This is a genomic window from Streptomyces sp. AK08-02 (assembly GCF_033795085.1).
Taxonomy (GTDB): domain Bacteria; phylum Actinomycetota; class Actinomycetes; order Streptomycetales; family Streptomycetaceae; genus Streptomyces; species Streptomyces echiniscabiei.
Window position 1 is genome coordinate 155,180 of sequence record NZ_JARAZV010000008.1, and the last position, 25,031, is coordinate 180,210.

The window sequence follows — 25,031 nt, forward strand, 5'->3', positions numbered from 1 at the left end:
CTCATCGATACGTTGGTGTACCGATACGAGAGTGTACCGAAACGAAGTCGTACCGGTACACTGGCGTATCGATGGACTTACGACACACTGGAATCGGGAATAAGCCACAGAGCCGCCCGACAGGCCCGATAACCCCGATAACCCCGACAACAACGACAGCACCGCCAGGAAAGGGAGCGCAGTCATGACGTCGCAGGCCGCGGAGGGACCGGAACCGGTCGTCGCCCCCCGCCGCTCCAGGATCACGCCCGAGCGTGAGCAGGAGTACTTCGACGCCGTGCTCGTCCAGATCCGGGAGTGCGGATACGACGCGCTGACCATGGAGGGCGTCGCTGCCAGCGCGCGATGCAGCAAGTCGACGCTCTACCGGCAGTGGAAGACGAAGCCGCAGTTCGTGGCCGCGGCGCTGCGCGCCAACCGGCGTGCCCGCTTCGCCGTCGACACCGGGTCTCTAGGTGGGGACCTGCGGGCGGTGGCGCGGGCGACCGGCGAGTCCTCGGGCCGCGACACCCAGCTGATGCAGGCGCTCGGTCACGCCGCCATGCAGGACCCCGAGCTCCAGGAGGCGTTGCGCGAGGCGATCGTCGAACCGGAGCTGGCCGCGTACCGCGAGATGATCCGCCGCGCGGTCGAGCGGGGCGAGGTCGCCGCCGACCATCCGGCGCTGGAGTACGTGCCGGCGCAGATGATCGGCGTCCTGCGGGTCCGCCCGGTGCTGGAGGGGCGGTACGCGGACCCGGAGTACCTCGTCGGATTCGTGGAGGCCGTGGTGCTTCCCGCACTCGGCGTCACCTGAGACGCAGGCCGCCGTCCGTGCCACGCCCGGACGGTGACCTGTCCGCGCCGACCCGTGGGGACGGGGGCGGCGCGCACCCCCCGGCCGGGTGGGGTTCCTCTTGAGCGGAGAGGCGCCCCACCCGGCCGATCCACCTCCACCCGCACCTCGTGTCCGTCTGGATGTCCGTCCGGAGCGTGGGCCGGCGGATCAGACGTTCGTCCCGCTGCCGCCGGCCGTCGAGACCTTGATGCCGGCGGTGATCTGGTCGATCACCGCCTCCTTCTGGTCGGCGTCGACGCCGAAGCGCACGATGACGATCTGCCGGGGGTTCGACGGCGCGGGGAAGGCCAGCGACTCGACGATGCCGTCGGCGCCCTTGCTGGTGACCGCCTTCCAGCGGACCAGATAGCCCTTCTGCCCGGCCACGGTCACCGCCTTGGAGGCCAGGACGTCGTGCGAGGTGATCTTCCCGTAGGTGGTGCCGCCGTAGGACTCCTCGGCGTTCGCCGAGATGTCCGCCTTGGCGACCGCCTCGGCCGTGCTGCCCGAGGTGCCCAGCGCCAGTGCGGGCGCCGAGTACGCCCCGCCCTTGGTGCACGACTTCGTCGTGTCGCCCGGGCACTTGTACGAGCTGTCCGAGGTGACCTGGCCGCCCACGGCGATCTGCTGGCCGTACCAGCCGTCGGGGATCGGGATGCTGATCCCGTTGGTCGCGTCTGGCACGGAGCCGCTGTCGATCTTCGGGCTCTCCGAGGGCTCGGACTGCTGCGGATCCGGCGTCTGCCCGCCCGGGCCGCCGCCGGTGCCTCCACCGGGACCGCCCTGACCGCCGCCGTTCTGGCCTCCGCCGTTCTGTCCGCCGGTTCCGCCCGGGCCGCCCGGCACCTGTGCGCTCACATCGCTGCCGCCGCCGTCGTCCTTGGTCAGGGCGTACACGCCGCCGCCTATGCCGGCGAGGACGGCGATCGCCACCGCGACGGCTATGCCGGTGCGCAACCCGCGCCGGGCGCCCGTCGGCGGGTGCTCCGGATACGCCGGATAGGCGGCCCCGCCGGTGGCCAGCACCGGTGGACCCCAGGCGGCGGCCGATCCCTCGGGACGGGTCTGTTCCGTCCATGTCCTGCCGTCCCACCAGCGCTCGGTGGCGGGGCTGTCACTTGTCTGCCCGGGGTCGGGGTACCAGCCGGGGGGTGTCTCCTGCGTCATGCCCCCACCGTATGAGGCCAGAGTGAAAGGCGGATGAGAGGAGTGGCCTTTCCGCCGGGAAAGGCGCGGAATGGCGGGCCGAGATGCCGAGATAGCGGGATACGAGAGGTCAGCGCCCTCCGCCTCCGCCGCACGGACCGAAGGGCGGTGCCGGTGTGAATGACGGTGACGTGACCTGACGTCCGTACCGTCACCTCCGCACCCGCCCGCCGACGGCAAACCGGGCACGCCTCAAAGGATGTTGACGGTCCATCACCTCAAGGACGGCTGGTGGAGGGCCCACCGCGTCGCCCTGCCGCCCCCCTTGTCACTCGTCCCGGCACTACCTGGGCGGACCCGCCTCCACCGCGGCAGCGGGACGGCTACTCTCGGGTTCTGTACGTCGTTCAGGCGACTTGGGGAGGTAGCGGGATGACGGAGGAACTGCCCGGGACGGCCGGCTCTGCCGCCCTGTGGGAGCGCGACACACAAGTCGCCGCCGTCGACCGGGCGATCGACGCCCTGCGCGCCGACAGCGCCTCCTCGGGCAATCTGCTGCTCTTCACCGCCGAGGCGGGCCTCGGCAAGACCGCGCTGATGGCCGAGACCCGGCGCATCGCCGAGCGGCGCAACTGCACGGTGTGGTCGGCACGCGGCGGCGAGACGCTCAAGGCCGTCCCCTTCAACGTCGTACGGCAGCTGCTCCAGCCCGCGCTGGTGTCACTGATGCCGGAGGAGGCACGCGAGTACCTCGGCGACTGGTACGACATCGCGGGCCCCGCCCTGGGCATCACGGAGCCCGGCGACCGGCAGGCCGACCCGCAGGGTGTGTGCGACGGCCTGGTCGCGGCCGTACGGCGGCTCGCCAAGCGGGACTGGCCGCTCGTCCTGCTCATCGACGACGCGCACTGGGCCGACCAGGAGACCCTGCGCTGGCTGTCCGCGTTCGCCGAGCGGCTCGACGACCTGTCCGTCCTCGTCGTGGTCGCCCGCAGGCCCGGCGAGGCCACCGGCGCCCGCGCCGACCACCTGGAGGCGATCGCCCGGGCGGCCGGCCCCGTCGCCACGCTCGACGCGCTCACCCCGGCGGCCGCCGCCGGACTCACCCGCACAACCCTCGGCCCGCACGCGGACGCCCCGTTCTGCCGCGAGGTGTGGGCGGTCACCGGCGGCAACCCGTACGAGACCGTCGAACTCCTCGCCAAGGTCTAGGACGCCCGGCTCGCCCCGGTCGAGTCGTCCTGCGGCCGACTGCGCGAACTCAACAACGCGGCACGCGGCGGCGGGCTCGTCGCCCGCCTGGAGGACCTCGGCGTCGAAGCCACCCGCTTCGCCTGGGCGGCGGCCATTCTCGGCACGGGCATCTCCGTGGACCTCGTGGCCCGGCTAGCCACCCTCAGTTCCGACGAGGCCTACCGCTGCGCCAATCTCCTGTGCGGCGCCCGCATCCTCACCGAGCCCCATCTGATGGCCGGTCAAGTCGCGGACAGCGAGCTGGAGTTCGTGCACCCGCTGATCGCCACCGCCGTCTACGACTCCATCCCGGACGGCATGCGCACCGCCATGCACGGCATCGCCGCCCAGGTCGTCACCGAGTCAGGGCTCGGCGCCGCCGCGGCCTCCCACCATCTCCTCCACGTGTATCCGGACGACGACGAGGAACTCGTCGACCAGCTGCGCGAGGCGGCCCGCGAGCACCAGGCGGTCGGCGCCCCGGACGCGGCCCGCCGCTGTCTGGAGCGGGCCCTGCTGGAACCGCCCCGCCCCGAGAGCCACGCGCACGTCCTCTTCGAACTGGGCTGCGCGACCCTCCTCACCGCGCCCGCCACCACCATCCAGCATCTCCAGACCGCGCTCGCGATGCCCGGCCTGGAGGGTGATCTGCGCGTCGACGCGATCGTCCGGCTCTCGCAGGCCCTGCTGCACAACGGCCAGTCGGAGGAAGCCGTCCGTACGGTCGAGGCGGAGGCCGCACGGCATCAGCCTGGCCCGGCCCGGATGCGTCTGCAGGGCGTGCACTTCATGCTGGAGGGCCTCCACGGAGGCGATGTGGGGGTGCCGGGCCGCTCCGAGCGCCTCGCCGACCTCGCCCGCCCCTGCACCGGCCGGGACAACTCCGAGCGCGCGCTCCTCATGCTGCGCGGCTTCGACGCCATGTCGCGCGGCGAGAACGCGGAGGAGGTCGCGGAGGTCTGCGACCGCGCCCTCGTCAACGGCCGGCTCGCTCCCGGACTCGGCTGGACCGACCCCGAGTGGGGCATCGAGCTGCCGATGATGCTGGCCTGCGCTTACGCCTACACCGACCGTCTCGACCGCGCCGAGGCGCTCTACACGGACGCCCTGCGCGCCTACGAGACGGCGGGCTGGAGCGGCGGCCACCTCTCCCTCGCCCACGCGTACGTCGGTCTGGGACACCGCAGGCGGGGCCGGCTCAGAGAGGCGGAGACATCACTGCGCGAGTCCCTGCGGCTGGCCGAACGCGTCGGGCGCGGCCTGCCCCTGTACTGGTCGGCGACCTGCAACCTCGTCGACACGCTGCTCGCCCGCGGCCATGTCCAGGAGGCCTGGGCGATCGCCGAGCAGTACGGGTTCGCCCCGCCCTACCCCTCCACCATCGTGCTGCCCGAGCCCCGTGCCGTACGCGGCAGGCTGCTCATCGCCGTCGGCCGCAAGAAAGAGGGCATCAACGAACTGGAGGCCGCGGAGAAGGCGGCCACCGGGCGCGGGTTCCACAACCCGGTGCTCGCCACCTGGGCTGTCGACCTCGCCCGGGCACTGGCCACCGAGGACCCGCTCCGGGCCGCCGTGCTGGCGGCCGACGCCCGCCGGTACGCCGAACGCTTCGGCACGGACACCGCCATCGGCGAGGCCCTGCGCTGCGCGGCGGCCCTGGAGACCGGCCAGCGGGCGGTACGCCTGGCCGCCCAGGCGGTCGCCTACCTGGAGGCCTCGCCCTGCCAGTACGAACACGCCGCGGCCCGCGTCGAGTACGGCATCGCGGCCCGCTCGATCGCCGAGATCCAACGCGGCCTGACGCTCGCCAAGTCGTGCGGCGCGGACGGCCTGGTCGCCCAGGCGCGGGATGTCCTGGAGGGCGGACGGGGACTGCGCTGACCGGCGGGGCGCCCGGGCGTCGTACCCACGACCACCGGGGTCACTCCGCCGGGCCGTCCTCCTCCGCGAGGACGCGCTGCGCCGCGGCGAACGCCGAGTTGGCCGCCGGAACTCCGCAGTAGACGGCCGTCTGGAGCAGGACCGCGCCGATCTCCTCGGGGGTCAGTCCGTTGCGGCGGGCCGCGCGGACGTGCATCGCCAGCTCGTCGTAGTGGCCGTGGGCGACCAGCGCGGTGAGTGTGATCATGCTGCGCTCACGCCGGGTGAGCGTCGGGTCGGTCCAGATCTCGCCCCACGCGTAGCGCGAGATGAAGTCCTGGAAGCGGGCGGTGAAGGGCGTCTGCCGTGCCTGCGCCCGGTCCACGTGGGTGTCGCCGAGCACCTGCCGACGCACCTCCATGCCCCGCCGGGGAGCCGCTCCGAAGTGCGGGCGCAGCGCGGCCAGTACGGCCTCCGGGCACTGCGCGACGGCCAGGTGCGAGGCGCCCGGCAGCTCGACGAGCGTGGCACCGGGCACGGCGTCCGCGATCTCCCGCAGATGGGCCGGGGGTGTGGCCGGGTCCTGCCGCCCGGCGACGAGCAGTGTGGGCACGCCGATCTCGGCCAGCCGGTCACGCAGGTCGAAGGCGCCGAGCGCGTCGCAGCAGGCGGCGTACGCGTCCGGGTCGGCGTTCCGGTGATCCGCGACCAGCTCCGGCACGGTGAACCCGGGCGTGAACCAACGGGCGTCGGCACTCTCCGCGAGCCCGGCCAGACCCTCACTGCGCACCAGCGCGGCCCGCTCCTCCCACGGCTTGCTGCCGTTGAAGTGGGCCGAGGAGCACAGGACGGCGAGCGACGACACCCGCTCCGGGTGGTGGACGGCGAGATGCAGACCGACCGCACCGCCCAACGACACGCCCGCGTAGGCGAATCGGTCGATGCCGAGCGAGTCGGCGAGCGCCAGCACGAGCGCCGCCAGATCACCGACGGTGGCCCCCGGCCCGATCAGCCCGGGCGCCGAACCCCCGTGCCCGGGCAGGTCCCAGCGGACCACCCGGTGGGTGACGGACAGCTCGGGTGCCACCCTGTCCCACAGGGCGTACGACGTCCCGAGCGAGGGCCCGAGCAGCAGCGGGGGAGCGGTGGCGGAGCCCTCGACACGGTGATGCGGCAGTTTGTCGGTCACGGTCGCTCCAGAGCGCGGTCGGTGAGGGCTCCGGCGGAGCCGGTGTAACGGGCGGGGTCGGTCAGGTCGTCGAGGGGCAGGTCCCGCAACTCGGGCTCCTCGGCCAGGAGTTCGGCGAGTGTCCGGCCCTCGGTGCGGGTTCGGGCGGCCACCTGGGTGAGCAGCTCCTTCGCACGGGCGCGGCCCAGCACGGGCGAGAGTTCGGCGGCCAGCCGCTCGGAGACGATCAACCCGTGGGTGAGGTCCAGGTGTCGGCGCATGACCTCCGGTTGCACGTGCAGCCCCTCCGTGAGCTCCACGGCGTCCCGGGCCGCGCCCCCGGCGATCCGGAGCAGCTCCCTGAGTGTCTCCCACTCGGCGTGCCAGGCACCCGCCGGACGCTCGTCCTCGGCGACGAGCGCGCCGTACAGGGTGGCCGCGAGCTGCGGTGCCCGCCGGGCCGCGGCGGCGATCAGCGTCGACCGTACGGGGTTGGCCTTGTGGGGCATCGCCGACGAACCCCCGCCGCTGCCCTCGGAGAGCTCGGCGATCTCCGTCCGGGCCAACGTCAGCACATCGGCGGCGAGCTTTCCGAGGGCGCCGACCGTGAAGGCGAGCGCCCCGGCGAGGTCCGCGACCGGGGTGCGCAGGGTGTGCCAGGGCAACACGGGCTCGGCGAGGCCGAGTTCACGGGAGTAGGCGGCGACCAGGGCCTGGGTGCCGACCGGAGCGTCACCCGCGCCGAACACCGTGAACGCGGCCAAGGTCCCGGCGGCGCCCCCGAGTTGGGCGGGGAGACTGTGGCGTACGGCTGTCACCCGGTCCCGGGCGTCCAGGACCAGAGAGCGCCAGCCGGCCGCCTTCAGCCCGAAGGTCGTCGGCACGGCGTGCTGGGTGAGCGTGCGGCCCGGCATCGGGGTGTCGCGGTGGACGGCCGCCGCGCGGGAGAGCGCCCGCGCGGTGCGGTCGAGGTCCGTGCGGATCAGGTCCAGGGTGCGGGAGGCGACCAGCATCGTCGCCGTGTCCAGGATGTCCTGACTGGTGGCACCCCGGTGGACGCACGACCCGTACGGTGCGCCCACCGCCGCTGTCAGGTCCGCGACCAGCGGAATCACCGGGTTGCCGCCGGACCGGGCGCGCAGCGCGATCGACCGGACGTCGAAGCCGGCGGTGTCACCGGCTGCCGAGCCGACCGCCGTGGCCGCTTCCTCCGGCACCAGCCCCAGCCCCGCCTGCGCACGGGTCAGCGCGGCCTCCGCGTCGAGCAGCGCCCGCAGATAGGCGGTGTCGCTCGTCGCGTCGGCGGCCGGGGAGCCTGCCCACCCGGGGGAGAGCAGGCCGGTGTCGGCGTCGGACTCGGCAGGTGGTGTCACTCGAACTCCAGGAAGACCGTCTCGCCCTCGCCCTGAAGGCGGATGTCGAAACGGTACGTGCGCCGCTCGCCCTCGGCGGCGACCAGCGTGGCGCGCCGCTCGGCGGGCAGGGAGTCGAGCAGCGCGTCGGCGCCGTCCGCGAGATACGCGCGCGTGTACAGGTGGGTCAGCAGACCGCGCGCGAACACGCACACACTGATGTACGGCAGTCCGGAGTTGCCGGGCGGCAGCGTGTACAGCGCGTAGTGCCCGTCGGCGTCGGTGGCGACCCGCCCGAAGCCCGTGAAGTCGGTGCCGTTGCGCCCCAGGAAGCCGCCCGTCACCGGGTCGCGGCGCAGGGATCCGGGCGCACCGGCCAGGGATCCGTCGGGGGCGGCCTGCCAGAACTCCAGCAGGGCGTCGGGGATCGGGTTCCCCTCGCCGTCCAGGACGTGGCCGTGGAGGGTGATCGTGTCCGGGTGGCCCTTGGGCGCCACCTGCTCGCCCTCGGGAAAGGGGAGGGCGTAGCCGTAGAAGGGGCCCACGGTGTGGGACGGGGTGGGCAGGACGTTCTCCGGAGAGGCGGGGGAGACGCTCATCAGGCGCGGCCTTCTTCGATCCAGGTGGCGGAGGGACCGTCGAGGACGATGTCCCACTCGTAGCCGAGCGAGAACTCTGGCTGGGACAGGTCGTGGTTGTACCGCGCGACCAGCCGGTCACGGGCGGCCTCGTCGGTCACCGAGCGCAGGATCGGGTCGTAGCGGAACAGCGGGTCGTTCGGGAAGTACATCTGGGTCACGAGGCGCTGGGTGAAGGCCGTGCCGAAGACGGAGAAATGGATGTGCGCGGGGCGCCAGGCGTTGGTGTGGTTGCGCCACGGGTACGCACCCGGCTTGATCGTGGTGAACCGGTACCGTCCCTGATCATCCGTCAGGAGCCGTCCCACACCGGTGAAGTTGGGGTCGAGCGGCGCCGGGTGCTGGTCCCGCAGATGCGCGTACCGGCCGGAGGCGTTGGCCTGCCACAGCTCGATCAGCTGACCGCGCACGGGGCGCCCGTTCCGGTCGAGGAGCCGGCCGGAGACGGTGATGCGCTCGCCGAGCGGCTCGCCCCGGTGCTGGATCGTGAGATCGCTGTCGATGTCGGTGATGTCGGTGACCCCGAACACCGGTCCCGACAGCTCGACCGTCTCCGGGTCCCCACCGCTCACCGCGACCAGCGGCTGCTTCGGATACCGAAGCACCGAGCTGCGGTAGGGGGCGTAGTCGCGCGGCGGATGGTTCTGTACGGGTGCGCCTTCGGCCACCGCCTTGTCGTAGGCGTCCTGGAGGTCGCTGACCTCGATGTCTATGTCCGACTGGGAGAGAGGCACGGGGAGTTCCTAGCGTTCGAGGACGAGGGCGAGGCCCTGGCCCACGCCGATGCAGAGGGTGGCGACGCCGACTCCCGTGCCCTTGCGGGCGAGTTGGTGGGCGACGGTTCCGGCGAGCCGGGCTCCGGAGGCGCCTAGCGGGTGGCCGAGGGCGATCGCGCCGCCCTGCGGGTTGAGGACGGCCGGGTCGAACTCGGGCCATTCGGCGATACAGCCGAGGACCTGGGCGGCGAACGCCTCGTTCAGTTCGAGGGTTGACAGGTCGTCAAACGTCCTGCCCGCCTTGGTGAGCGCCCGGTTGACGGCTTCGACGGGGGCGAGACCGAAGTAGTCGGGGTCGATCGCGGAGACACCGGTGGCGGACACCCGGGCGAGGGGCTCGCGGCCGGTCGCCCTCAGGCCCTCCTCGTCGACCAGGAGGAGAGCGGCCGCGCCGTCGTTGAGGGGGGAGGCGTTGCCGGCCGTCACGGTGCCCCCGTCCGTGCGGAAGGACGGCTTGAGCCTGGCCATGGCGGCCAGGGAGGCGTCGGCGCGTACGGATTCGTCGGCGCCGAAGGCGATCGGCTCGCCCTTGCGCTGCGGGACGGGGACGGGGGCGAGTTCGGCGTCGAACAGGCCCGTCTGCTGGGCGGCGGCTGCCCTGCGGTGGCTGGTGAGGGCGAACTCGTCCTGCTGCTCGCGGGTGATCTTGTGTTTGTCGGCGATGAGTTCGGCGGACTCGCCCAGCGGAATGGTCCACCGCGGGTCCATCCTCGGGTTGGTCATACGCCAGCCGAGCGTCGTCGAGTACAGCTCGGTGTGCCCGGCGGGGAAGGGCCGGTCGTTCTTGGGCAGGACGTAGGGGGCGCGGGTCATGGACTCCACACCGCCCGCCAGCGCGATGGAGGCGTCGCCGACGGCGATGGCACGGGCGGCCTGGATCACCGCCTCCAGCCCCGAGGCGCACAGCCGGTTGACGGTGACGCCGGGGACGGAGGTGGGCAGTCCGGCGAGCAGTCCGGCCATGCGGGCGACGTCGCGGTTGTCCTCACCGGCCCCGTTGGCGTTGCCGAAGTAGACGTCCTCGACGCGGGAGGGGTCCAGGCCGGGGGTACGGGCGAGGAGCTCGCGGATGGCGTGGGCGGCGAGGTCGTCCGGGCGGACACCGGCCAGGGCTCCGTTGTAGCGGCCGATCGGGGTGCGTACCGCGTCGACGATGTAGACGTCCTTCAGACGGCTCACGGCTGGATCTCCTCGGGGGTGCGGACCTTCGCGGCGGTCTTCGCCACGATCTCCTCGACGGTGACGCCCGGCGCGGTCTCCACCAGGACCAGGCCGTCCTCGTTGACATCGAGAACGCCCAGGTCGGTGATGACCCGGTTCACACATGCCTTGCCGGTGAGCGGAAGTTCACACTGCTCCAGGATCTTCGGGGAGCCGTCCTTCGCGGTGTGCGTCATGACCACGATGACCGTGCGGGCGCCGTGCACCAGGTCCATGGCACCACCGATCCCGGTGATCAGCTTGCCCGGGATCGCCCAGTTCGCCAGGTCACCCCCGGCGGACACCTGCATCGCGCCCAGCACGGCGACGTCGATGTGCCCGCCCCGGATCATCCCGAAGGACAGCGCCGAGTCGAAGAAGGAGGCGCCCGGCAGGACGGTCACCGTCTCCTTGCCCGCGTTGATCAGATCGGGGTCGACCTGGTCCTCGGTCGGATAGGGGCCGGTGCCCAGGATGCCGTTCTCCGACTCCAGGATCACCTCGACATCGTCGGGGAGGTAGTTGGGGATCAGCGTCGGCAGACCGATGCCCAGGTTCACGTACTGCCCGTCGCGCAGCTCCCGCGCGGCCCGGGCGGCCATCTCTTCCCTGGTCCAGGCCATCAGCTGCTCACCGTCCGCTGCTCGATCCGCTTGTCGGCCACCTGTTCGGGCGTCAGCGCGATCACCCGCTGTACGAAGATGCCCGGCAGATGCACCGCGTCGGGGTCGATCTCGCCGGGCTCGACCAGCTCCTCGACCTCGGCGACCGTGATCCGGCCGGCCATGGCCGCGAGGGGGTTGAAGTTCCGGGTGGACTTGTTGAAGACGAGGTTGCCGTGCCGGTCGCCCCTGGCCGCCCGCACCAGCGCGAAGTCGGTACGGATGGCCCGCTCCAGCACGTACTGGGTGCCGTCGAACTCCCGCACCTCCTTCGGCGGCGACGCCAGAGCCACACCGCCCGAGCCGTCGTACCGCCAGGGCAGACCGCCCTCCGCGACCTGGGTGCCGACCCCGGCCGGTGTGTAGAAGGCGGGAACACCGGACCCGCCGGCGCGCAGCCGTTCGGCGAGCGTGCCCTGCGGGATCATCTCGACCTCCAGCTCACCGGCCAGGTACTGGCGGGCGAACTCCTTGTTCCCTCCGATGTACGAGCCGGTGACGCGGGCGATCCGGCCCGCAGCCAGCAGCACCGCGAGGCCCGACTCCATGGCCCCGCAGTTGTTGGACACCACGGACAGCCCCGAGACCGCACGCTCGTACAGCGCCTCGATCAGCACGTTCGGAACTCCACTGAGCCCGAAACCACCCACCGCGAGCGACGCACCGTCCGGCACATCGGCCACCGCCTCCAAGGCCGTGGCGACCACCTTGTCCATCCGTGTAGCCCCATCTCTACCGATGCCGATGCGCGATTACTCAGGGCACTGAGTATTTCTGCAAGGTTTCCCTCACGCTGCCACTCGTCGGTCAAGTCGTCAATAGTCGCCGGAAAATCCAAGGTGGAGGCGATGTGTCCGGACGGAAGACAGGGGAGCGTAGGGCCAGTATCCTCAGTACACAGACGAAAACAGATCAATGAACGCGTACACAAGACATTCGATCCGCAACAGACGACACCGGGAGCGGACATGGCCGCGGTGGACCTCTCCACCCACCCCGGGCACCTCGCCCGGAGGCTGCAGCAGGCGCACTACCTGCTGTGGAACACGATGGTCTCCGAGGAGATCACCTCACCGCAGTTCGCGGTGCTGAACGCGCTGGTCGCCGAACCGGGTCTCGACCAGCGCACGGTCGGGGAACGGGTCGGCCTCGACCGGTCCACGGTCGCCGAGGTCGTCAGCAGGCTCGGCCGCCGCGACCTCATCGACAAGGTGCGCGACCCGGAGGACGGCCGCCGCTCCCTGCTGCGCCCCACCGACGACGGGATGCGCACACACCGCAGGTTGACCGTACGGACGGCCCGGATGAACCAGTACTTCCTGGCCCCGCTCTCCGCCGACGAACAGACCGTTTTCCTCGACCTCATCCAGCGGGTGGCCGACGCGGCGGAGAGGCTGCGCAACCCGGTGGACCCCCTCGCCTCCCCCAGCTCCCCGCGCTGACCGCGCTTCCGCGGCAGACCGGGTCCGCCCAGCGGACCTGGAGCGGATACCGTCGGGAGCGAGACCGTGGCCCGGACCGTGGGGCGGTCCGGAGCCCGAGGAGGAACAGGGATGGCAGCCGGAGGATCCGGGGCAGGGGGCCCGGCCGAGTCCGAGCCCGCGGGGATGCGTACCGTCCAGCGGGCCATCGACATCCTGGGGCTCTTCGACGAGATCCGGCCCGCACTGTCCCTCCGTGAGATCGTCAGCGCCTCCGGGCTGCCCAAGACCACGGTGCTGCGGCTGCTCCAGACCCTGCGGCTCAACGGACTCCTCTGGGTCGACGAGCACGGCCGCTACCTCGCGGGCCCCGCCCTGCTGCGCTGGTCCCGGCTCGCCGAGCAGGCCTGGCGGCTGCCGGCCGCGGCCCGGGCGCTGCTGCGCGACCTCGCCGCCGAGCACAAGGAGACCGTGCACCTGTATGTGCGCCGGGACATCCACCGTGTCTGTATCGCGCAGGAGGAGGGCCCGCAGGCGCTGCGCCAGGTCGTGCGGGTGGGCGACGAACTCCCGCTGTGGGCGGGCGGCGTGGCCAAGGCGCTGCTGCTGGACGCCCCGGACGGGCTGCTGCTGCGGGTCGCGGGGGCGTCACCGTACGGGGCCGGGCATCTGGCGACCCTCCGGACCTGGATCGAGGAGGCCCGGGACCACGGGTACGCGGTGAGTCACGGCGAACGCGAGGAGGGGCTGTCGGCGGTGGCCGTGCCGGTGCGGGGCACAAGCGGGTCCGTGCGGGCCGCGCTGTCCTTCGGCGGGCCGAGTACGCGGTTCACCCCGGAGCGGGTGACACGGTTCGCGGCGGCGCTGCGCGAGGCAGCGGGGGAACTGGCACGCGCGGGGCTGCCCTTCGAGGCCTGAGGAGGGCTCTGACGGCCGCACCTTTCGGCCGGGGGGCCACCGGAGGCGGTCGCGCCGCGGGGCATGGCCGTATGCCGCTGCCCGTCGTGAGGATTCGGGTGTCGTACTCGGTGCCGCCGGGCGAGGTGCGGGACTCCGGTGGGTCGGCCGATTCGGGCGCCGCCTCACTCACAGGGTGACAGGCTGCCTCGTCAGGCCTTCGCGAACAGCACCCACACCTGCCCCTTCGCGAAGTTCACGGGCGTACCGTCCGCCGTCGTGAAGTCCGTCCCGTCAGTGGCCGCCGCGCGACTCCACCTGACGTCGAACGCGCGCCCGTCGCGCAGTACCTGGGCCCGGCCCGAGCCCACGGACTGGGTGTACGGCGAGTTGTTGCCGAGCACGTCGTGGAAGCGCGACTCGCGCACCTTCACGTACTGCACGACGACCGTGGAGGCGGCGATCCGCTCGCCGTCGCCCGCGACGGTCGGGGTGCCGTCCATCGACACCAGCCAGCCGTGCCGGTCCGCGGACCAGGTGAAGGTGAAGCGCGCCGACGGGAAGCGGACGGTGCGCGACTTCTCCGGAGCCCCGCCCTCGGGTGCGGCGCCGTAGCGGAAGCCGGTGGTCAGCGCGTCCGCTCCAGGGGCGGTGCCGACCAGTTTCCGCGGCCGCAGGTACAGGTTGTGCGGCGCCGCCCTGTCCGTCACCCGGTAGTAGGCGCCGGAAACCGCGGACTCCGGGGGCTCGGCCGTCAGCGGTGCCCGGTCGATCAGCGGCAGCAGCTTGCGCTGGGCCCCGGAGAAGGCGAGCGTAGGCTCGTCGAACTGCCCCAGCAGCTCCAGATCGGACTCGCGTGCGCTGCGCACCGGCCCGACGGCCTCCGGCAGCCGGGTCGCGTAGATCGCCATCAGCCGGCTCAGACCTCCCTCGACCTGCTCGGCGTACACCAGGTCCGCCGCCTCCAGGCCGCTCTGGGGGCGTGCCGCCGACACGTTGTCGATCTTCACGGCGAGGACCGGGCCCGCGCTCGTCGGCTCGGGTGATTCGGGGTGGTCGGGTTCCTGGCTCCGGCTGTGGGTCTGTCCGCGTCCGTCGTCGGAGGGGCGGTCACCGCTGGTGCAGCCGGCCATCAGGGAGGCCGTCACGGTGGCGGTCACCAGTGCGGCGGCGACCGTTCCGTGCCGCCACGTCCGTGTCGTTCGCGTCATCCGTCGCATACCCACCGTCGCCACCAGGTCCGTGTCTACGATTGTGCGTTTATCGGTTCATTGGTGGCCATACCCGATCGGTTCTGATCGTGCACCTCCCAGGGGCCGAACGGCCCACGGAGGAGGTGGTCCAGGGGTGACCTCAGTTCCGCGGCCCGAGAATCTCCGCGAGGTCGTACCCCACCGGCTCCTCCAGCTGGTCGTACGTACAGCTGTCGGCCGTCCGGTCCGGGCGCCAGCGGCGGAAACGGGCCGTGTGCCGGAAGCGCGCCCCGTTCTCCATGTGGTCGTACGCCACCTCGGCCACCAGTTCGGGCCGCAGCGGGATCCATGAGAAGTCCTTCTTCGTGGACCAGCGGCTGGGCGCCCCCGGCAGTCGCGCCGACTCGTGCGCCGTCTCGTCCGTCCAGGCGGCCCACGGATGCTCGCCGACGTCCGCCAGCCGCAGCGGCTCCAGTTCCTCGACGAGTTCGGCCCGCCGCCGCATCGGAAACGCGGCGCTGACCCCGACATGCTGGAGTGTGCCCCGCGCGTCGTACAGCCCGAGCAGCAGTGAGCCCACGATCGGTCCGCTCTTGTGCAGGCGGTACCCGGCGACCACGACATCCGCCGTCCGCTCGTGCTTGACCTTGAACATCACCCGTTCGTCCTGCCGGTAACGCAGGGTGAGCGGCTTGGCGATGACGCCGTCGAGGCCCGCCCCCTCGTACTGCTCGAACCATCGCCGCGCCACCTCGATGTCGGTGGTCGCCGGCGCCACATGAACCGGCGGGGTCACGCCGGACAGAGCCATGGTGAGCAGCGCGCGCCGGTCGGCCAGCGGGACGTCGACGAGCGACTCGTCGGCCAGCGCCAGTACGTCGAACGTGACGAACGAGGCCGGGTTCCGCTCGGCCAGCGTCCGCACCCGGGACTCGGCGGGGTGGATGCGCTCCGTCAGCGCGTCGAAGTCGAGGCGTCCGCCGAGCGCGATCACGATCTCGCCGTCCACCACACACCGCTCGGGCAACCGCTCCCTGAGCGCCGCCACCAGCTCGGGAAAGTACCTGGTCAACGACTTACCGGTACGGCTGCCGACCTCGACCTCGGCCCCGTCACGGAACACGATCGCCCGAAAACCGTCCCACTTCGCCTCGTACTGCATGTCCGGGGGGATCCGCGCCACGGATTTGGCGAGCATGGGCTTCACGGGGGGCATGACCGGCAGATCCATGGTTCGATTCTGCGCGCCCATGACCGTGATCGCCCGGTGTGCGAGCTTCGCGCGATACGCCTACCGTGGCTCGCATGGGCGAAGCGGTGGAGCTGGAAGCGTTCGGCCGGACGGTACGGCTGTCCAGCCCGGACAAGGTCTTCTTTCCGGAGCGCGGCTTCACCAAGCTCGACCTCGCCCAGTACTACCTCGCTGTCGGCCCCGGCATCCTGCGCGCGCTGCGCGACCGGCCCACCACCCTGGAGCGCTATCCGGACGGGGTGAGCGGCGAGAACTTCTTCCAGAAGCGGGCGCCCAAGAACATGCCCGACTGGATCCCGACCGCCCACATCACCTTTCCCAGCGGTCGCAGCGCCGACGAGATGTGCCCGACCGAGGTCGCCGCCGTGCTCTGGGCCGCCCAGTTCGGCACCCTCACCTTCCATCCCTGGCCGGTGCGCCGCGCCGACGTCGATCACCCCGACGAACTGCGCGTCGACCTCGACCCCCAGCCCGGTACGGACTACGCGGACGCGGTGCGTGCCGCCCACGAACTGCGCGCCGTGCTCGACGAGTTCGGGGGTCTGCGCGGCTGGCCCAAGACCTCCGGCGGGCGGGGACTGCATGTCTTCGTGCCGATCGAACCGCGATGGACGTTCACCGAGGTCCGGCGGGCGGCGATCGCCGTCGGGCGGGAGCTGGAGCGGCGGATGCCGGAACAGGTGACGACCAGGTGGTGGAAGGAGGAGCGCGGGGAGCGGATCTTCGTCGACTACAACCAGACCGCCCGTGACCGCACCATCGCCTCCGCCTACTCCGTCCGGCCCCGGCCGCACGCCCCCGTCTCGGCGCCGCTGACGTGGGAGGAGGTCCCGGACGCGCGGCCACTCGACTTCGACCTCGCGACCATGCCCGGACGTTTCGCCCGACTCGGCGACGTCCACGCGGACATGGACGACCACGCCTTCTCCCTCGACGCGCTGCTCGAACTCGCCCGCCGTGACGAACACGAGCACGGACTCGGTGACCTGCCGTATCCCCCCGAGTACCCGAAGATGCCCGGCGAGCCCAAGCGCGTTCAGCCAAGTCGGGCCCGCAAGGAGTGACTCGACCGACCCGGCGGGGTCACCTCCCGTTCGGCGCGGTCGATCCGCTCGATCCACCGGACGGGAGGTGACCCCCGGTTCAGGACAGTTCCTTGATCCGGACGTCCCGGTACGAGACCACATCGGTCGTGCCGTGCACCTGGAGGCCGAGGTAGCCGGACGCGAACCGCCGCCCGTCCGTGCCCGGGTCGTCCGAGCGCGGCGGGGTGAAGTCCTGGCCGCGGGTGTTGTCGAACTCGTTGATCAGCACGCCGCCCCGGAACACCGAGTAGTGCTGGTCGACCACGCGGATCTCGTAGTCGTTCCAGGTGCCCTTCTGGGTGACGCCTGCCCCGGCGAGTCCCACCCGGTCGAAGCCGTAGACCGAGCCCGTCTTGTACATGTCGCCGTCGGGCCGGTCGAGCACCTGCACCTCGTGCCCGTACTTGATGGCGACCCACTCCGGCCGCGTCTCCTCCGGGTGGCCGTGGACCCAGGGGAACCGCACGAACACACCGGCGTTGGCGTTGCCCGTGCCCGGCGCGTCGTCACGCCACTGGAGCTTCAGCGAGAAGTCGCCGTACTTCCGCTCCGGGAACCACAGCATGCCCATCCCCGCGACCGTCGTGCTGCTGGTGATCGACCCGTCGCCGTTCGGTGTGAACGAACCGCCGCCCACCTGCTGCCACTTGGCGAAGGACGCGGCCGTACCGTCGAGGATCGTGCGGTAGCCCTCGGTCTGGCCCGGCCTGCCGATACCGGACGCACGGGCCGCCTCGTCGATCGCCGCGTCCTCCCGTTCGTCGACGGCACCGTCCTTGAGGAGCCGGTCGAGGACGGTCCTGACATGCTTGAGGAACAGGGCGTGGGACGTCCACTCCCGCTCGTCCTCGATCAACTCGCCTATCCGGCAACGGTTGTTGGTGACCCGGTTGGGGACGCCCGAGTCGACCGTGCCGACGATCACCGTCAACCGCTCGTCGTACTCCGGGCAGTTAGGCGCCGGAACCCCGCCGCCCGCCACGACCGTAAGGCTCACCGAGCGCGCGTCGGACGTGTTGCCGGCCTTGTCACTCGCCCGGTACGTCACGGTGTGGGCGCCCGCACGGTCGACGACCACCGGTGCGGTGTACGCCAGATAGGGCCCGCCGTCGAGCGAGTACTCGACCGTGGCGACCCCCGAACCGCCGTGGGCGTCCGTCGCGCTGACGGTCACCTTCGCACTGTTGACGTAGGCCCCGTTCGCGTTCCGGGTCCCCTCGACGGTCACCCCGGTCACGGGTGGAACGGTGTCCTCGGCGGGCTGGGCCACCACCGTGAACGCCACACTCTTCTCCGGCGAGACGTTGCCCGCCTTGTCGGTGGCACGGTACCGGACACTGTGGCTGCCGACCTGGTGCACCATCACCGGCCCGCCGTACGGCTGCCAACTCCCGCTGTTCACCGCGTACTCGACCGTGTTGACCCCGGACCCGGTGTCCGACGCCGAGACGGTGACCGTCGCCATGTCGAGATACGCCCCGGCCGGATTCTGCTCGCCGCTCACCGTAGCCGAGGTCTCCGGCGGCGCGGTGTCGTCCGTCGGCGGTGCGACCACCGTGAACGCGACACTCCTCTCGGCAGCCGCGTTGCCCGCCTTGTCGAACGCCCGGTAACGCACCGAATGACTGCCGACCCGGTCGATCACCACCGGTGCGGTGTACGGCTGCCAGGCACCGTCCGGGCCGATCGCGTACTCGACCCGGTCGACGCCGGAACCCTCGTCAATCGCGCCGATCGTCACGCTCGCCGAACCGACGTACGCACCCTGCGAGTTCTGCGCACCGGTGACGGTCGCAGAGGTCTGCGGGGCCGTGGTGTCCGCGCCGCCGCCCTCGGTCACCACGAGGATGCCCTGCATCTGGCCGTGGCCCGGAATCGTGCAGTGGTAGCGGTAGCGGCCGGGAGCGAGCGTGACCTCGACGGTGTGCCGGCCGCCCTGGTCGTCGTTCGGGTTGGCGAGGATGTTGAGCGGAACGTCGTTGTTGTACTCCGGGTCGGAGACGTCGAACGTCAACGTGTGCGGCATTCCCATGGTGTTGCCGGTCGCCGCACTGTTCTCGAAGACGATCGTCGTCGCGCCCGCCACCGCCGTGGCCGGTACGGAGGCGTACTTGGTGATGTCGTCACCCGCCGTCCAGGTGAGCACCTGAGCGGCGGCCGGCGTGGCGGCGGGCTCCGCGGCGGTGCGCGCCCCTGCCGTCGACGTCAGCCCGAGGACCATGAACAGGGACGCCAACAGGGCCGTCCAGAGCTGCCTGCGTCTGCGCACTACTTCGCTCCCCTCGCGAGGTCGCCGGCCGCGGGAGTGAGGCCGCCGCCGGTGTAGGTGATCCGCCACAGTGCCGACTTGGCGTCCGAGGTGAAGAAGCCCCGGCCGTAGTCGAGGACGTAGAGCGCGCCGTCGGGGCCGAACTTCCAGTCCATGAGGTTCTTGATGCCGTCGTTGCCGATCGGCACGATCTTCTTCAACGACTCGGAGTGGACCGGCAGTCCGCCGTCACCCTGGGTCTTCGGATCGGTGAGCACCGCGTTGCGCGGCTGGTCGGCGTCGTAGAAGTCGCCGACGAACCACTTGCCGTCCCAGTAGGCCGGCCACTTGGTGGTGCTCGCGCTCGCCGCGTCGTAGCGGTACACCGGCCCGTTCATCGCGGCCTGACCGCCGCCCTTCAGCCACGGCAGCAGATAGGTGCTCTCGGCCTGCTTGTAGGACGGGACACCGTTCGCGTCGCGCGGAAAGTCCGGGGCGCCGCCCTGGGGCGAGTACCAGATGTTGTTGCCGGTGACGGGCGGCAGGTTGACCAGACCGTCGTTGTTCGGCGACTCGTTCTTCGGGTGGTCGCAGTCGTACCAGCCCAGCGGCTTCGTGGGATCGGGCAGGTTGCGGTCCCGGTAGGGCTGCTTGTTGCCCATGCAGTACGGCCAACCCCGGTTGCCCGCCCGGGTGATGGCGGCGAACGTGTCGTACTTCGCCGGACCCCAGGTCGTCGAGGGCGCGCTCGCGTCCGGGCCGACCCAGCCCGCGTACAAGGTGTCCGTCGCCTTGTCGACGGAGATGCGGGCCGGGTTCCTGACCCCCATCACATAGATCTCGCCGCGGGTCTTGCCGCCGCCCTCGTCGGTCTCCCGGCCCGTGAAGAGGTTGCCCTCGGGAAGCGTGTACGTTCCGTCGGACTCCGGATGGATGCGCAGGATCTTGCCGTTGAGGTTGTTCGTGTTGCCCGCGGTGCGCCGCGCGTCCGCGAACGACACGCCCTTGTAGGCGGGTTGGGGGTTGTTGCCGGAGTAACCGTCGCTGAACTGGCTGGAGTTGTTGTCACCGGTCGCGATGTACAGGTTGCCCTTGGAGTCCCAGGCCATCCCGCCGCCCGCATGGCAGCAACTGTGGATCTGCACAGGCCACTTGAGCAGCACCTTCTCGCTGTTCAGGTCGAGTCGGTTGGTGGACGGGTCGAGTGTGAAGCGCGAGACGTACCGCTCGGCCGTTCTCGTGTCGCGGTTGATCCGTGAGTGGGGCGTGTAGTGGAGATACACCCAGCCGTTGCGCTCGAAGGACGGATCCAGCTCGATGCCGAGCAGTCCCTCCTCGACCTTGGTCAGCTCGTCCCCGCCGCCCTTGTTGCCGAAGACCGTCAACTCGCCCGCCAGGGTGACCTTCCTGGTCCTCGGGTCGTAGACATGGATCTGCCCCGTGCCCCGGCCGACGGCCGGGTTGTTCCAGTCCGTGACCACCGGCTGGGACGAGTCGGCGCCGCCTCGCCCGATGTAGAACACCCGCCCGTCGGGCGCGGTCACCAGTCCGTGCGGCTCACCGATCTGGTCGCCGCGCCCCGGCTGGTTGGGCAGGGTCAGCCGCTCCGCCTTGTAACTGGCGTTGATGGTGGCCTTGCAGTCGGCCTGCGCCAGCCGGGTCGTCCACAGCAGGGCCCCGCGCAGATGACCGCGGAAGTCCGCCTCGTCGTACGACGACACCGTGCCGCCCATGCCGGTGTAGAACGAACGTCCGCCGTCGTAGTCGCGGCACCAACTCACCGGGTGGTCCCAGCCGTTGGCGCTCGCACCGGGTTTGTACGTCGACTCGCGCACCCGGGCCACGGTGTGCACATCGCCGGAGGGGTTCTTCACCCAGTTCAGCCACTGGTCCGGCCGCTTCCACTGGACGGGCAGCTCCCTGGTGGCCGGATGCCGCCGGTCACCGACCTCGACGGTGGCGCGCTGTACGGCCGTAGGGCTGGTCGCCGCGGGCCGGGCGCCCACCAGACCGGTGAACCAGTCGGAGTACGGTTCCGCCCGGGCCGCGTCATGGATGCCGACGAAACCGCCGCCGGCCTCCATGTACGTCTCCAGCCCGGCCTCCTGCTCCGGATCGAGGACGTCACCGCCCCCCGTCAGGAAGACGATCGCGTTGAAGGTCCCGAGCCGGGGCCCGTCCGTGAACACGGCGGCGTCGTCCGTCGCCTCGACGTCGAAGCGCTGTTCCACCGGACCGGACAGCCCGATCCGCTCGATCGCCTCGATCCCGGCGTTGACGACCGGCGACTCGTCCCCGGCCGCCGCCGAACCGTGGAAGACCAGGACGCGCACCCCGCTGCCACCGGGCGGAGAGGTGACAGACATCGTTGTCGCGGACGGTTCCGGTGCCGTCCGGGCGCTCGCGGCGGGCCCCGACAGCAGCCCGGCGGTGACGACCGACGCGGCGACCGTGGCCGCCCAGGCCCGTCTCCGTCCGCTCCCGTTCCTTCCTCCGCTCCTCGCGCTCAACTCCCGTAAAAGCCTGGACTCCTGATGCGATGTGAACCGCACGTGGCCACCCACCCCTCCTCGGTCACAGCAAACGCAAAGGAAGTTAGACCCCTTTGGGCGGTCCGCCAAGAGGTATGACCGGGATGGTACGAACTTTGTCCTGGGTGTGGATAAACGGCCTCCATGCCGCTACCGTCTCACCGGTTCCTCTCGTTCCCGCTGCGCATCTTCCGTACCAGACTGGGGAGTTCGGCATGGACAGGCGTGACTTCAACCGGCGGGTGCTGCTGGGTGGTGCGGCCGTCGCGACATCGTTGTCCGTGGCTCCGGAGGCCGGCAGTGCGACCGCCGCGCCCGCGAGGACCGCCCCGGCCGGGGGTGAGGTGCGGCACCTCCAGCTGTACGCCGAGCGCCTCCCCGACGGGCAGCTGGGCTACGGCTTCGCGAGGGGCACGGCATCGGTTCCCGGCCCGCTGATCGAGCTGAACGAGGGCGACACGGCCCACATCACCCTGGAGAACACGACGGACGTGGCCGTGAGCCTGCACGTCCACGGCCTGGACTACGAGATCTCCAGCGACGGCACGAAACTGAGCCGCAGCGATGTCGAACCCGGCGGCACCCGTACCTACACCTGGCGCACCCACGCCCCGGGCCGCCGCGCGGACGGTACCTGGCGGGCGGGGAGCGCCGGCTACTGGCACTACCACGACCATGTCGTCGGCACCGAACACGGCACCGGGGGCATCCGCAAGGGCCTCTACGGGCCGGTGATCGTCCGGCGCAAGGGGGACATCCTCCCGGACACCACGTACACGATCGTCTTCAACGACATGACGATCAACAACCGGCCCGGCCACCGGAGCCCGGACTTCGAGGCCACGGTGGGTGATCGCGTCGAGTTCGTGATGATCACGCACGGCGAGTACTACCACACCTTCCATATGCACGGTCACCGCTGGGCGGACAACCGCACCGGCCTGCTCACCGGCCCCGACGACCCGAGCCAGGTGCTCGACAACAAGATCGTGGGGCCGGCGGACTCCTTCGGTTTCCAGGTGATCGCGGGGGAGGGGGTCGGCGCGGGCGCGTGGATGTACCACTGCCACGTACAGAGCCACTCGGACATGGGGATGGCGGGTCTCTTCCTGGTGCGCAGGGCGGACGGGACGATTCCGGGCTACGAGCCCCACGGTGCGGGCGGGACGGGAGAGGTTCGGTCGTCGCACGGGCACTGACGGGATCGGAGAGCGCTCTCATCAGGTGCCGGGCCGGGACTATCCTGATCGGCAACCGCCGGATGAGGAGCCCCGAAGTGACCGAGACCGCGTCGCGTCCCACCCTGGAGGCCGTGGCCGCGAGGGCCGGAGTCTCCCGGGCCACCGCGTCACGTGTCGTGAACGGCGGGGACGGTGTGCGCGAACCGCTCGTCGAACGGGTCAGGCGGGCCGTCGAGGAACTCGGGTACGTGCCCAACCAGGCCGCCCGCTCCCTGGTGACGAAACGGCACGACGCCATCGCCGTCGTCATCGCCGAGCCGGAGACCCGGGTCTTCGCCGACCCCTTCTTCGCCCTCCAACTCCGGGGCATCAGCAAGGAACTGACCGCTCACGACTCCCAACTGGTACTGCTGCTCACCGAGGGCCGCGACGACCACACCCGCGTCGGCCGGTATCTCGCCGGTGGACATGTCGACGGAGCCCTCGTCTTCTCCCTGCACCTCGACGACCCACTGCCCGAGCTGGTCCGGGGTGCGGGCCTGCCCACGGTGTTCGGCGGCAGGCCCGGCTGGAGCGACGGCACCCGAGACGCCGTGTACGTCGACAGCGACAACCGGGGCGGCGCCCGGACGGCCGTACGGCATCTCGTCGGCCTGGGGCGGACCCGGATCGCGCACATCACGGGCGCCCTCGACCAGACCTCGGCGGCGGACCGGCTCGACGGGTTCCGGGACGTCGTGCCCGACGCCGACCCGCGACGGATCGTCGAAGGCGACTTCACGCCGGCGGGCGGGGAACGGGCGATGCGTGAACTCCTGGACCGGTGCCCGGACCTTGACGCCGTGTTCGCCGCCAACGACCTCACCGCCTCGGGCGCCCTGCGTGTACTGCGCGGACACGGACGGCGCGTGCCCGAGGACGTCGCCGTCGTCGGCTTCGACGACATGCTGCCGATCGCCGAGCAGACCGACCCGCCGCTCACCACGGTCCGCCAGGACATCGAGGAGATGGGCCGCCTGATGGCCCGCCTGCTGCTGCGTGACCTCGGCCCCTCGGGCAGGGCCGCCCCGGCGGGCGAGCCGCCCGGGCTGGTCCTGCCGACGACCCTGGTCCGTCGCGCCTCGGCGTAGCGCTCCGCGGGGCGGGCGGTTCGCGGGGTCGGCGGTTCACGCTCGGTTGTCGCGAGTGTCGCGCGCCGAAGCAGCGTGGTCACGCGGTCTGAAGCAGCCTGGTCACGCGAGCTGAACAGGCCTGGTCGCGCGGTCCGAGGGGGCTGGTCGCCCGGCCCCCGTGTCCCTGAGGGCGCGCGTCCTCTCAGCTCTGTGCCGACGCGCTCCTGATCACCGCGAACCGCGCCCCGTACGGGTCCGTCAGTCTGGCGACGCGGCCGACGCCCTCGATGTCCGTGGGCGGCAGCCGGACCTGCCCGCCGTGTTCCTGGGCCGTCGCCACCGTCGCGTCGGTGTCGGCGACCTTGAAGTACGGCAGCCAGTACGGCGTGGTCTCGATGCCCGTCGGGTCCTCGTCCACGTCGACCAGGCCGCCGAACATCCCTTCGTCCCCCGTACCCGCCGGATTCACGCACGTGTACGAGCCGCCGGGGAACGGCACCGCCGAGGTCTCCAGACCCAGCGCGGTGGCGTAGAACGCGGCGACCTTGGGCACGTCCGTCGTGTAGAGCTCCACCCAGTACAGGGAACCGAGGTCGCCGGCCACCTCAAGACCCTTGATCCGGCCGGGCTGCCAGAGGCCGAAGACGGCGCCGGTGGTGTCGGTGAGGATGGCCATCCGGCCCGCGTCCATGACGTCCATGGGTGGCGCCGGTGTGCCGCCGCCGGCCTGCTCGGCGGCCTTGACGGTGGCGTCGGCGTCCGGGGTCTGGAAGGACACCGTCCAGGACGGCGGACCCTGGTCCTCGGTCATCTGCATGCCGCCCCCGGCGGTCCGCCCGTCCAGCTGGAAGAAGCCGTACCCGCCGGCCTCGGGGCCGGCCGACCGGAAGTCCCAGCCGAAGAGCGCCCGGTAGAAGGTGGTGGCGCCCTCGATGTCGGGGGTGCCGAGATCGATCCAGTTCGGAGCACCGGTCACGAAACGAGTGGTGAGCATCATTGCCCTCCTTCGTGGGCCCCGCCCGCTGCGAGGGACCCGTTGCCTGCTCTGCCGAGTCTCGCACCGCCCACTGACAATCGCCGCCGTGGCGCTGCCGAGGGCCGGGGCGCCGACCACGGTGACCGTGGGTGAGGGAGCAGCCGCGCCCGGTTCCAGGGCGCTCCGCGCGCCGCCGTGCGCTCGTGCCTGCGGCGGGAGCATCATCGGGCGAACCGGCGAGAGACCTCGGGCCGTTCGCCAGGTGTCTCCGGTGTCTCCGGTG

At 71.4% G+C, this 25,031-nt stretch carries 20 protein-coding genes and 1 pseudogene; 8 read left to right on the forward strand and 13 right to left on the reverse strand.

Features of this window, described 5'->3' with window-relative positions; genetic code table 11:
• Positions 1-184: 184 nt before the first annotated feature.
• Positions 185-796 (forward strand): TetR/AcrR family transcriptional regulator, encoded by a 612-nt coding sequence (locus PV734_RS18275; RefSeq protein ID WP_319091253.1) that lies wholly within the window; start codon positions 185-187, stop codon positions 794-796.
• A 189-nt stretch (positions 797-985) separates the two neighbouring features.
• Here PV734_RS18275 and PV734_RS18280 read toward each other — a convergent pair whose 3' ends face one another.
• On the reverse strand, positions 986-1,984 hold the full coding sequence (locus tag PV734_RS18280) for a DUF2510 domain-containing protein (protein ID WP_319091252.1): 999 nt from the start codon (positions 1,982-1,984) through the stop codon (positions 986-988).
• 411 nt (positions 1,985-2,395) lie between these two features.
• Between PV734_RS18280 and PV734_RS18285 the strand changes: the two are divergent.
• Positions 2,396-5,077, forward strand: a pseudogene (locus tag PV734_RS18285) (ATP-binding protein).
• Positions 5,078-5,117: 40 nt separating this feature from the next.
• Here the strand turns inward: PV734_RS18285 and pcaD are convergent.
• From pcaD to PV734_RS18320, 7 genes are read right to left on the reverse strand one after another with little or no spacing between them, the layout of a single operon-like run.
• Entirely contained in the window at positions 5,118-6,245 is a 1,128-nt protein-coding gene (pcaD, locus tag PV734_RS18290; RefSeq protein WP_319091250.1) for a 3-oxoadipate enol-lactonase, read from the reverse strand.
• Entirely contained in the window at positions 6,242-7,597 is a 1,356-nt protein-coding gene (gene pcaB / locus PV734_RS18295; RefSeq protein ID WP_319290336.1) for a 3-carboxy-cis,cis-muconate cycloisomerase, read from the reverse strand. Before pcaB ends, pcaD begins: the two co-directional genes overlap by 4 nt.
• Positions 7,594-8,175, reverse strand: coding sequence for a protocatechuate 3,4-dioxygenase subunit alpha (pcaG, locus tag PV734_RS18300; RefSeq protein WP_319091248.1), 582 nt, complete (start codon positions 8,173-8,175; stop codon positions 7,594-7,596). Before pcaG ends, pcaB begins: the two co-directional genes overlap by 4 nt.
• A complete protein-coding gene (pcaH, locus tag PV734_RS18305) occupies positions 8,175-8,948 on the reverse strand; it encodes a protocatechuate 3,4-dioxygenase subunit beta (RefSeq protein WP_319091247.1) in 774 nt (257 codons plus the stop codon). The genes pcaG and pcaH overlap by 1 nt, the downstream gene beginning before the upstream one ends.
• Before the next feature lie 9 nt (positions 8,949-8,957).
• Complete coding sequence (locus PV734_RS18310; protein WP_319290522.1) at positions 8,958-10,160, reverse strand: thiolase family protein; 1,203 nt, start codon at positions 10,158-10,160, stop codon at positions 8,958-8,960.
• 5 nt (positions 10,161-10,165) lie between these two features.
• Complete coding sequence (locus tag PV734_RS18315; RefSeq protein ID WP_319091246.1) at positions 10,166-10,813, reverse strand: CoA transferase subunit B; 648 nt, start codon at positions 10,811-10,813, stop codon at positions 10,166-10,168.
• Entirely contained in the window at positions 10,813-11,568 is a 756-nt protein-coding gene (locus PV734_RS18320; RefSeq protein WP_319091244.1) for a CoA transferase subunit A, read from the reverse strand. The genes PV734_RS18315 and PV734_RS18320 overlap by 1 nt, the downstream gene beginning before the upstream one ends.
• 252 nt (positions 11,569-11,820) lie before the next feature.
• Here PV734_RS18320 and PV734_RS18325 point away from each other — a divergent pair, with 252 nt between their 5' ends.
• Both PV734_RS18325 and PV734_RS18330 read left to right on the forward strand, forming a co-directional pair.
• A complete protein-coding gene (locus PV734_RS18325; protein WP_319091243.1) occupies positions 11,821-12,294 on the forward strand; it encodes a MarR family winged helix-turn-helix transcriptional regulator in 474 nt (157 codons plus the stop codon).
• Positions 12,295-12,405: 111 nt separating this feature from the next.
• Complete coding sequence (locus PV734_RS18330; RefSeq protein WP_319091242.1) at positions 12,406-13,191, forward strand: IclR family transcriptional regulator; 786 nt, start codon at positions 12,406-12,408, stop codon at positions 13,189-13,191.
• A 191-nt stretch (positions 13,192-13,382) separates the two neighbouring features.
• Here the strand turns inward: PV734_RS18330 and PV734_RS18335 are convergent, their stop codons facing one another.
• Complete coding sequence (locus PV734_RS18335; RefSeq protein WP_319290337.1) at positions 13,383-14,381, reverse strand: DUF3048 domain-containing protein; 999 nt, start codon at positions 14,379-14,381, stop codon at positions 13,383-13,385.
• A gap of 142 nt (positions 14,382-14,523) precedes the next feature.
• Positions 14,524-15,594: an ATP-dependent DNA ligase gene (locus PV734_RS18340; protein ID WP_319091240.1), complete on the reverse strand. Its 1,071-nt coding sequence runs from the start codon at positions 15,592-15,594 to the stop codon at positions 14,524-14,526.
• A gap of 74 nt (positions 15,595-15,668) precedes the next feature.
• Between PV734_RS18340 and ligD the strand changes: the two genes are divergently transcribed.
• Positions 15,669-16,679 carry a non-homologous end-joining DNA ligase gene (gene ligD / locus PV734_RS18345; RefSeq protein WP_319091239.1) on the forward strand — a complete coding sequence of 337 codons (1,011 nt, stop codon included), beginning with the start codon at positions 15,669-15,671 and terminating at the stop codon, positions 16,677-16,679.
• A gap of 79 nt (positions 16,680-16,758) precedes the next feature.
• Here ligD and PV734_RS18350 read toward each other — a convergent pair whose 3' ends face one another.
• Positions 16,759-18,921: an OmpL47-type beta-barrel domain-containing protein gene (locus PV734_RS18350; RefSeq protein WP_319290524.1), complete on the reverse strand. Its 2,163-nt coding sequence runs from the start codon at positions 18,919-18,921 to the stop codon at positions 16,759-16,761.
• A 47-nt stretch (positions 18,922-18,968) separates the two neighbouring features.
• On the reverse strand, positions 18,969-21,314 hold the full coding sequence (locus PV734_RS18355; protein WP_319290339.1) for a ThuA domain-containing protein: 2,346 nt from the start codon (positions 21,312-21,314) through the stop codon (positions 18,969-18,971).
• Here PV734_RS18355 and PV734_RS18360 point away from each other — a divergent pair.
• The 3 genes from PV734_RS18360 (at position 21,304) to PV734_RS18370 (ending at position 23,790) form a co-directional block, all read left to right on the forward strand.
• Positions 21,304-21,483, forward strand: a complete 180-nt coding sequence (locus PV734_RS18360; RefSeq protein ID WP_319091237.1) for a hypothetical protein — start codon at positions 21,304-21,306, stop codon at positions 21,481-21,483. The two genes, PV734_RS18355 and PV734_RS18360, sit on opposite strands and share 11 nt — an antisense overlap.
• A gap of 211 nt (positions 21,484-21,694) precedes the next feature.
• Entirely contained in the window at positions 21,695-22,678 is a 984-nt protein-coding gene (locus tag PV734_RS18365; protein WP_319290341.1) for a multicopper oxidase domain-containing protein, read from the forward strand.
• A 77-nt stretch (positions 22,679-22,755) separates the two neighbouring features.
• The gene (locus PV734_RS18370) at positions 22,756-23,790 is read left to right on the forward strand and encodes a LacI family DNA-binding transcriptional regulator (RefSeq protein WP_319290342.1); all 1,035 of its coding nucleotides are present in this window, start codon (positions 22,756-22,758) and stop codon (positions 23,788-23,790) included.
• Between the two features lie 184 nt (positions 23,791-23,974).
• Here PV734_RS18370 and PV734_RS18375 read toward each other — a convergent pair whose 3' ends face one another.
• Positions 23,975-24,766 carry a VOC family protein gene (locus PV734_RS18375; RefSeq protein WP_319091340.1) on the reverse strand — a complete coding sequence of 264 codons (792 nt, stop codon included), beginning with the start codon at positions 24,764-24,766 and terminating at the stop codon, positions 23,975-23,977.
• Positions 24,767-25,031: the final 265 nt, after the last annotated feature.

Coding starts and splice junctions, on each gene's coding strand:
- PV734_RS18365 (WP_319290341.1), top strand. CDS start 21,695: ATGGACAGGCGTGACTTCAACCGGCGGGTGCTGCTGGGTGGTGCGGCC.
- PV734_RS18335 (WP_319290337.1), bottom strand. CDS start 14,381: ATGACGCGAACGACACGGACGTGGCGGCACGGAACGGTCGCCGCCGCA.
- PV734_RS18320 (WP_319091244.1), bottom strand. CDS start 11,568: ATGGACAAGGTGGTCGCCACGGCCTTGGAGGCGGTGGCCGATGTGCCG.
- pcaG (WP_319091248.1), bottom strand. CDS start 8,175: ATGAGCGTCTCCCCCGCCTCTCCGGAGAACGTCCTGCCCACCCCGTCC.
- PV734_RS18340 (WP_319091240.1), bottom strand. CDS start 15,594: ATGGATCTGCCGGTCATGCCCCCCGTGAAGCCCATGCTCGCCAAATCC.
- PV734_RS18280 (WP_319091252.1), bottom strand. CDS start 1,984: ATGACGCAGGAGACACCCCCCGGCTGGTACCCCGACCCCGGGCAGACA.
- PV734_RS18375 (WP_319091340.1), bottom strand. CDS start 24,766: ATGCTCACCACTCGTTTCGTGACCGGTGCTCCGAACTGGATCGATCTC.
- PV734_RS18350 (WP_319290524.1), bottom strand. CDS start 18,921: ATGGTCCTCGGGCTGACGTCGACGGCAGGGGCGCGCACCGCCGCGGAG.
- PV734_RS18325 (WP_319091243.1), top strand. CDS start 11,821: ATGGCCGCGGTGGACCTCTCCACCCACCCCGGGCACCTCGCCCGGAGG.
- PV734_RS18330 (WP_319091242.1), top strand. CDS start 12,406: ATGGCAGCCGGAGGATCCGGGGCAGGGGGCCCGGCCGAGTCCGAGCCC.
- PV734_RS18355 (WP_319290339.1), bottom strand. CDS start 21,314: ATGTCTGTCACCTCTCCGCCCGGTGGCAGCGGGGTGCGCGTCCTGGTC.
- PV734_RS18315 (WP_319091246.1), bottom strand. CDS start 10,813: ATGGCCTGGACCAGGGAAGAGATGGCCGCCCGGGCCGCGCGGGAGCTG.
- ligD (WP_319091239.1), top strand. CDS start 15,669: ATGGGCGAAGCGGTGGAGCTGGAAGCGTTCGGCCGGACGGTACGGCTG.
- PV734_RS18275 (WP_319091253.1), top strand. CDS start 185: ATGACGTCGCAGGCCGCGGAGGGACCGGAACCGGTCGTCGCCCCCCGC.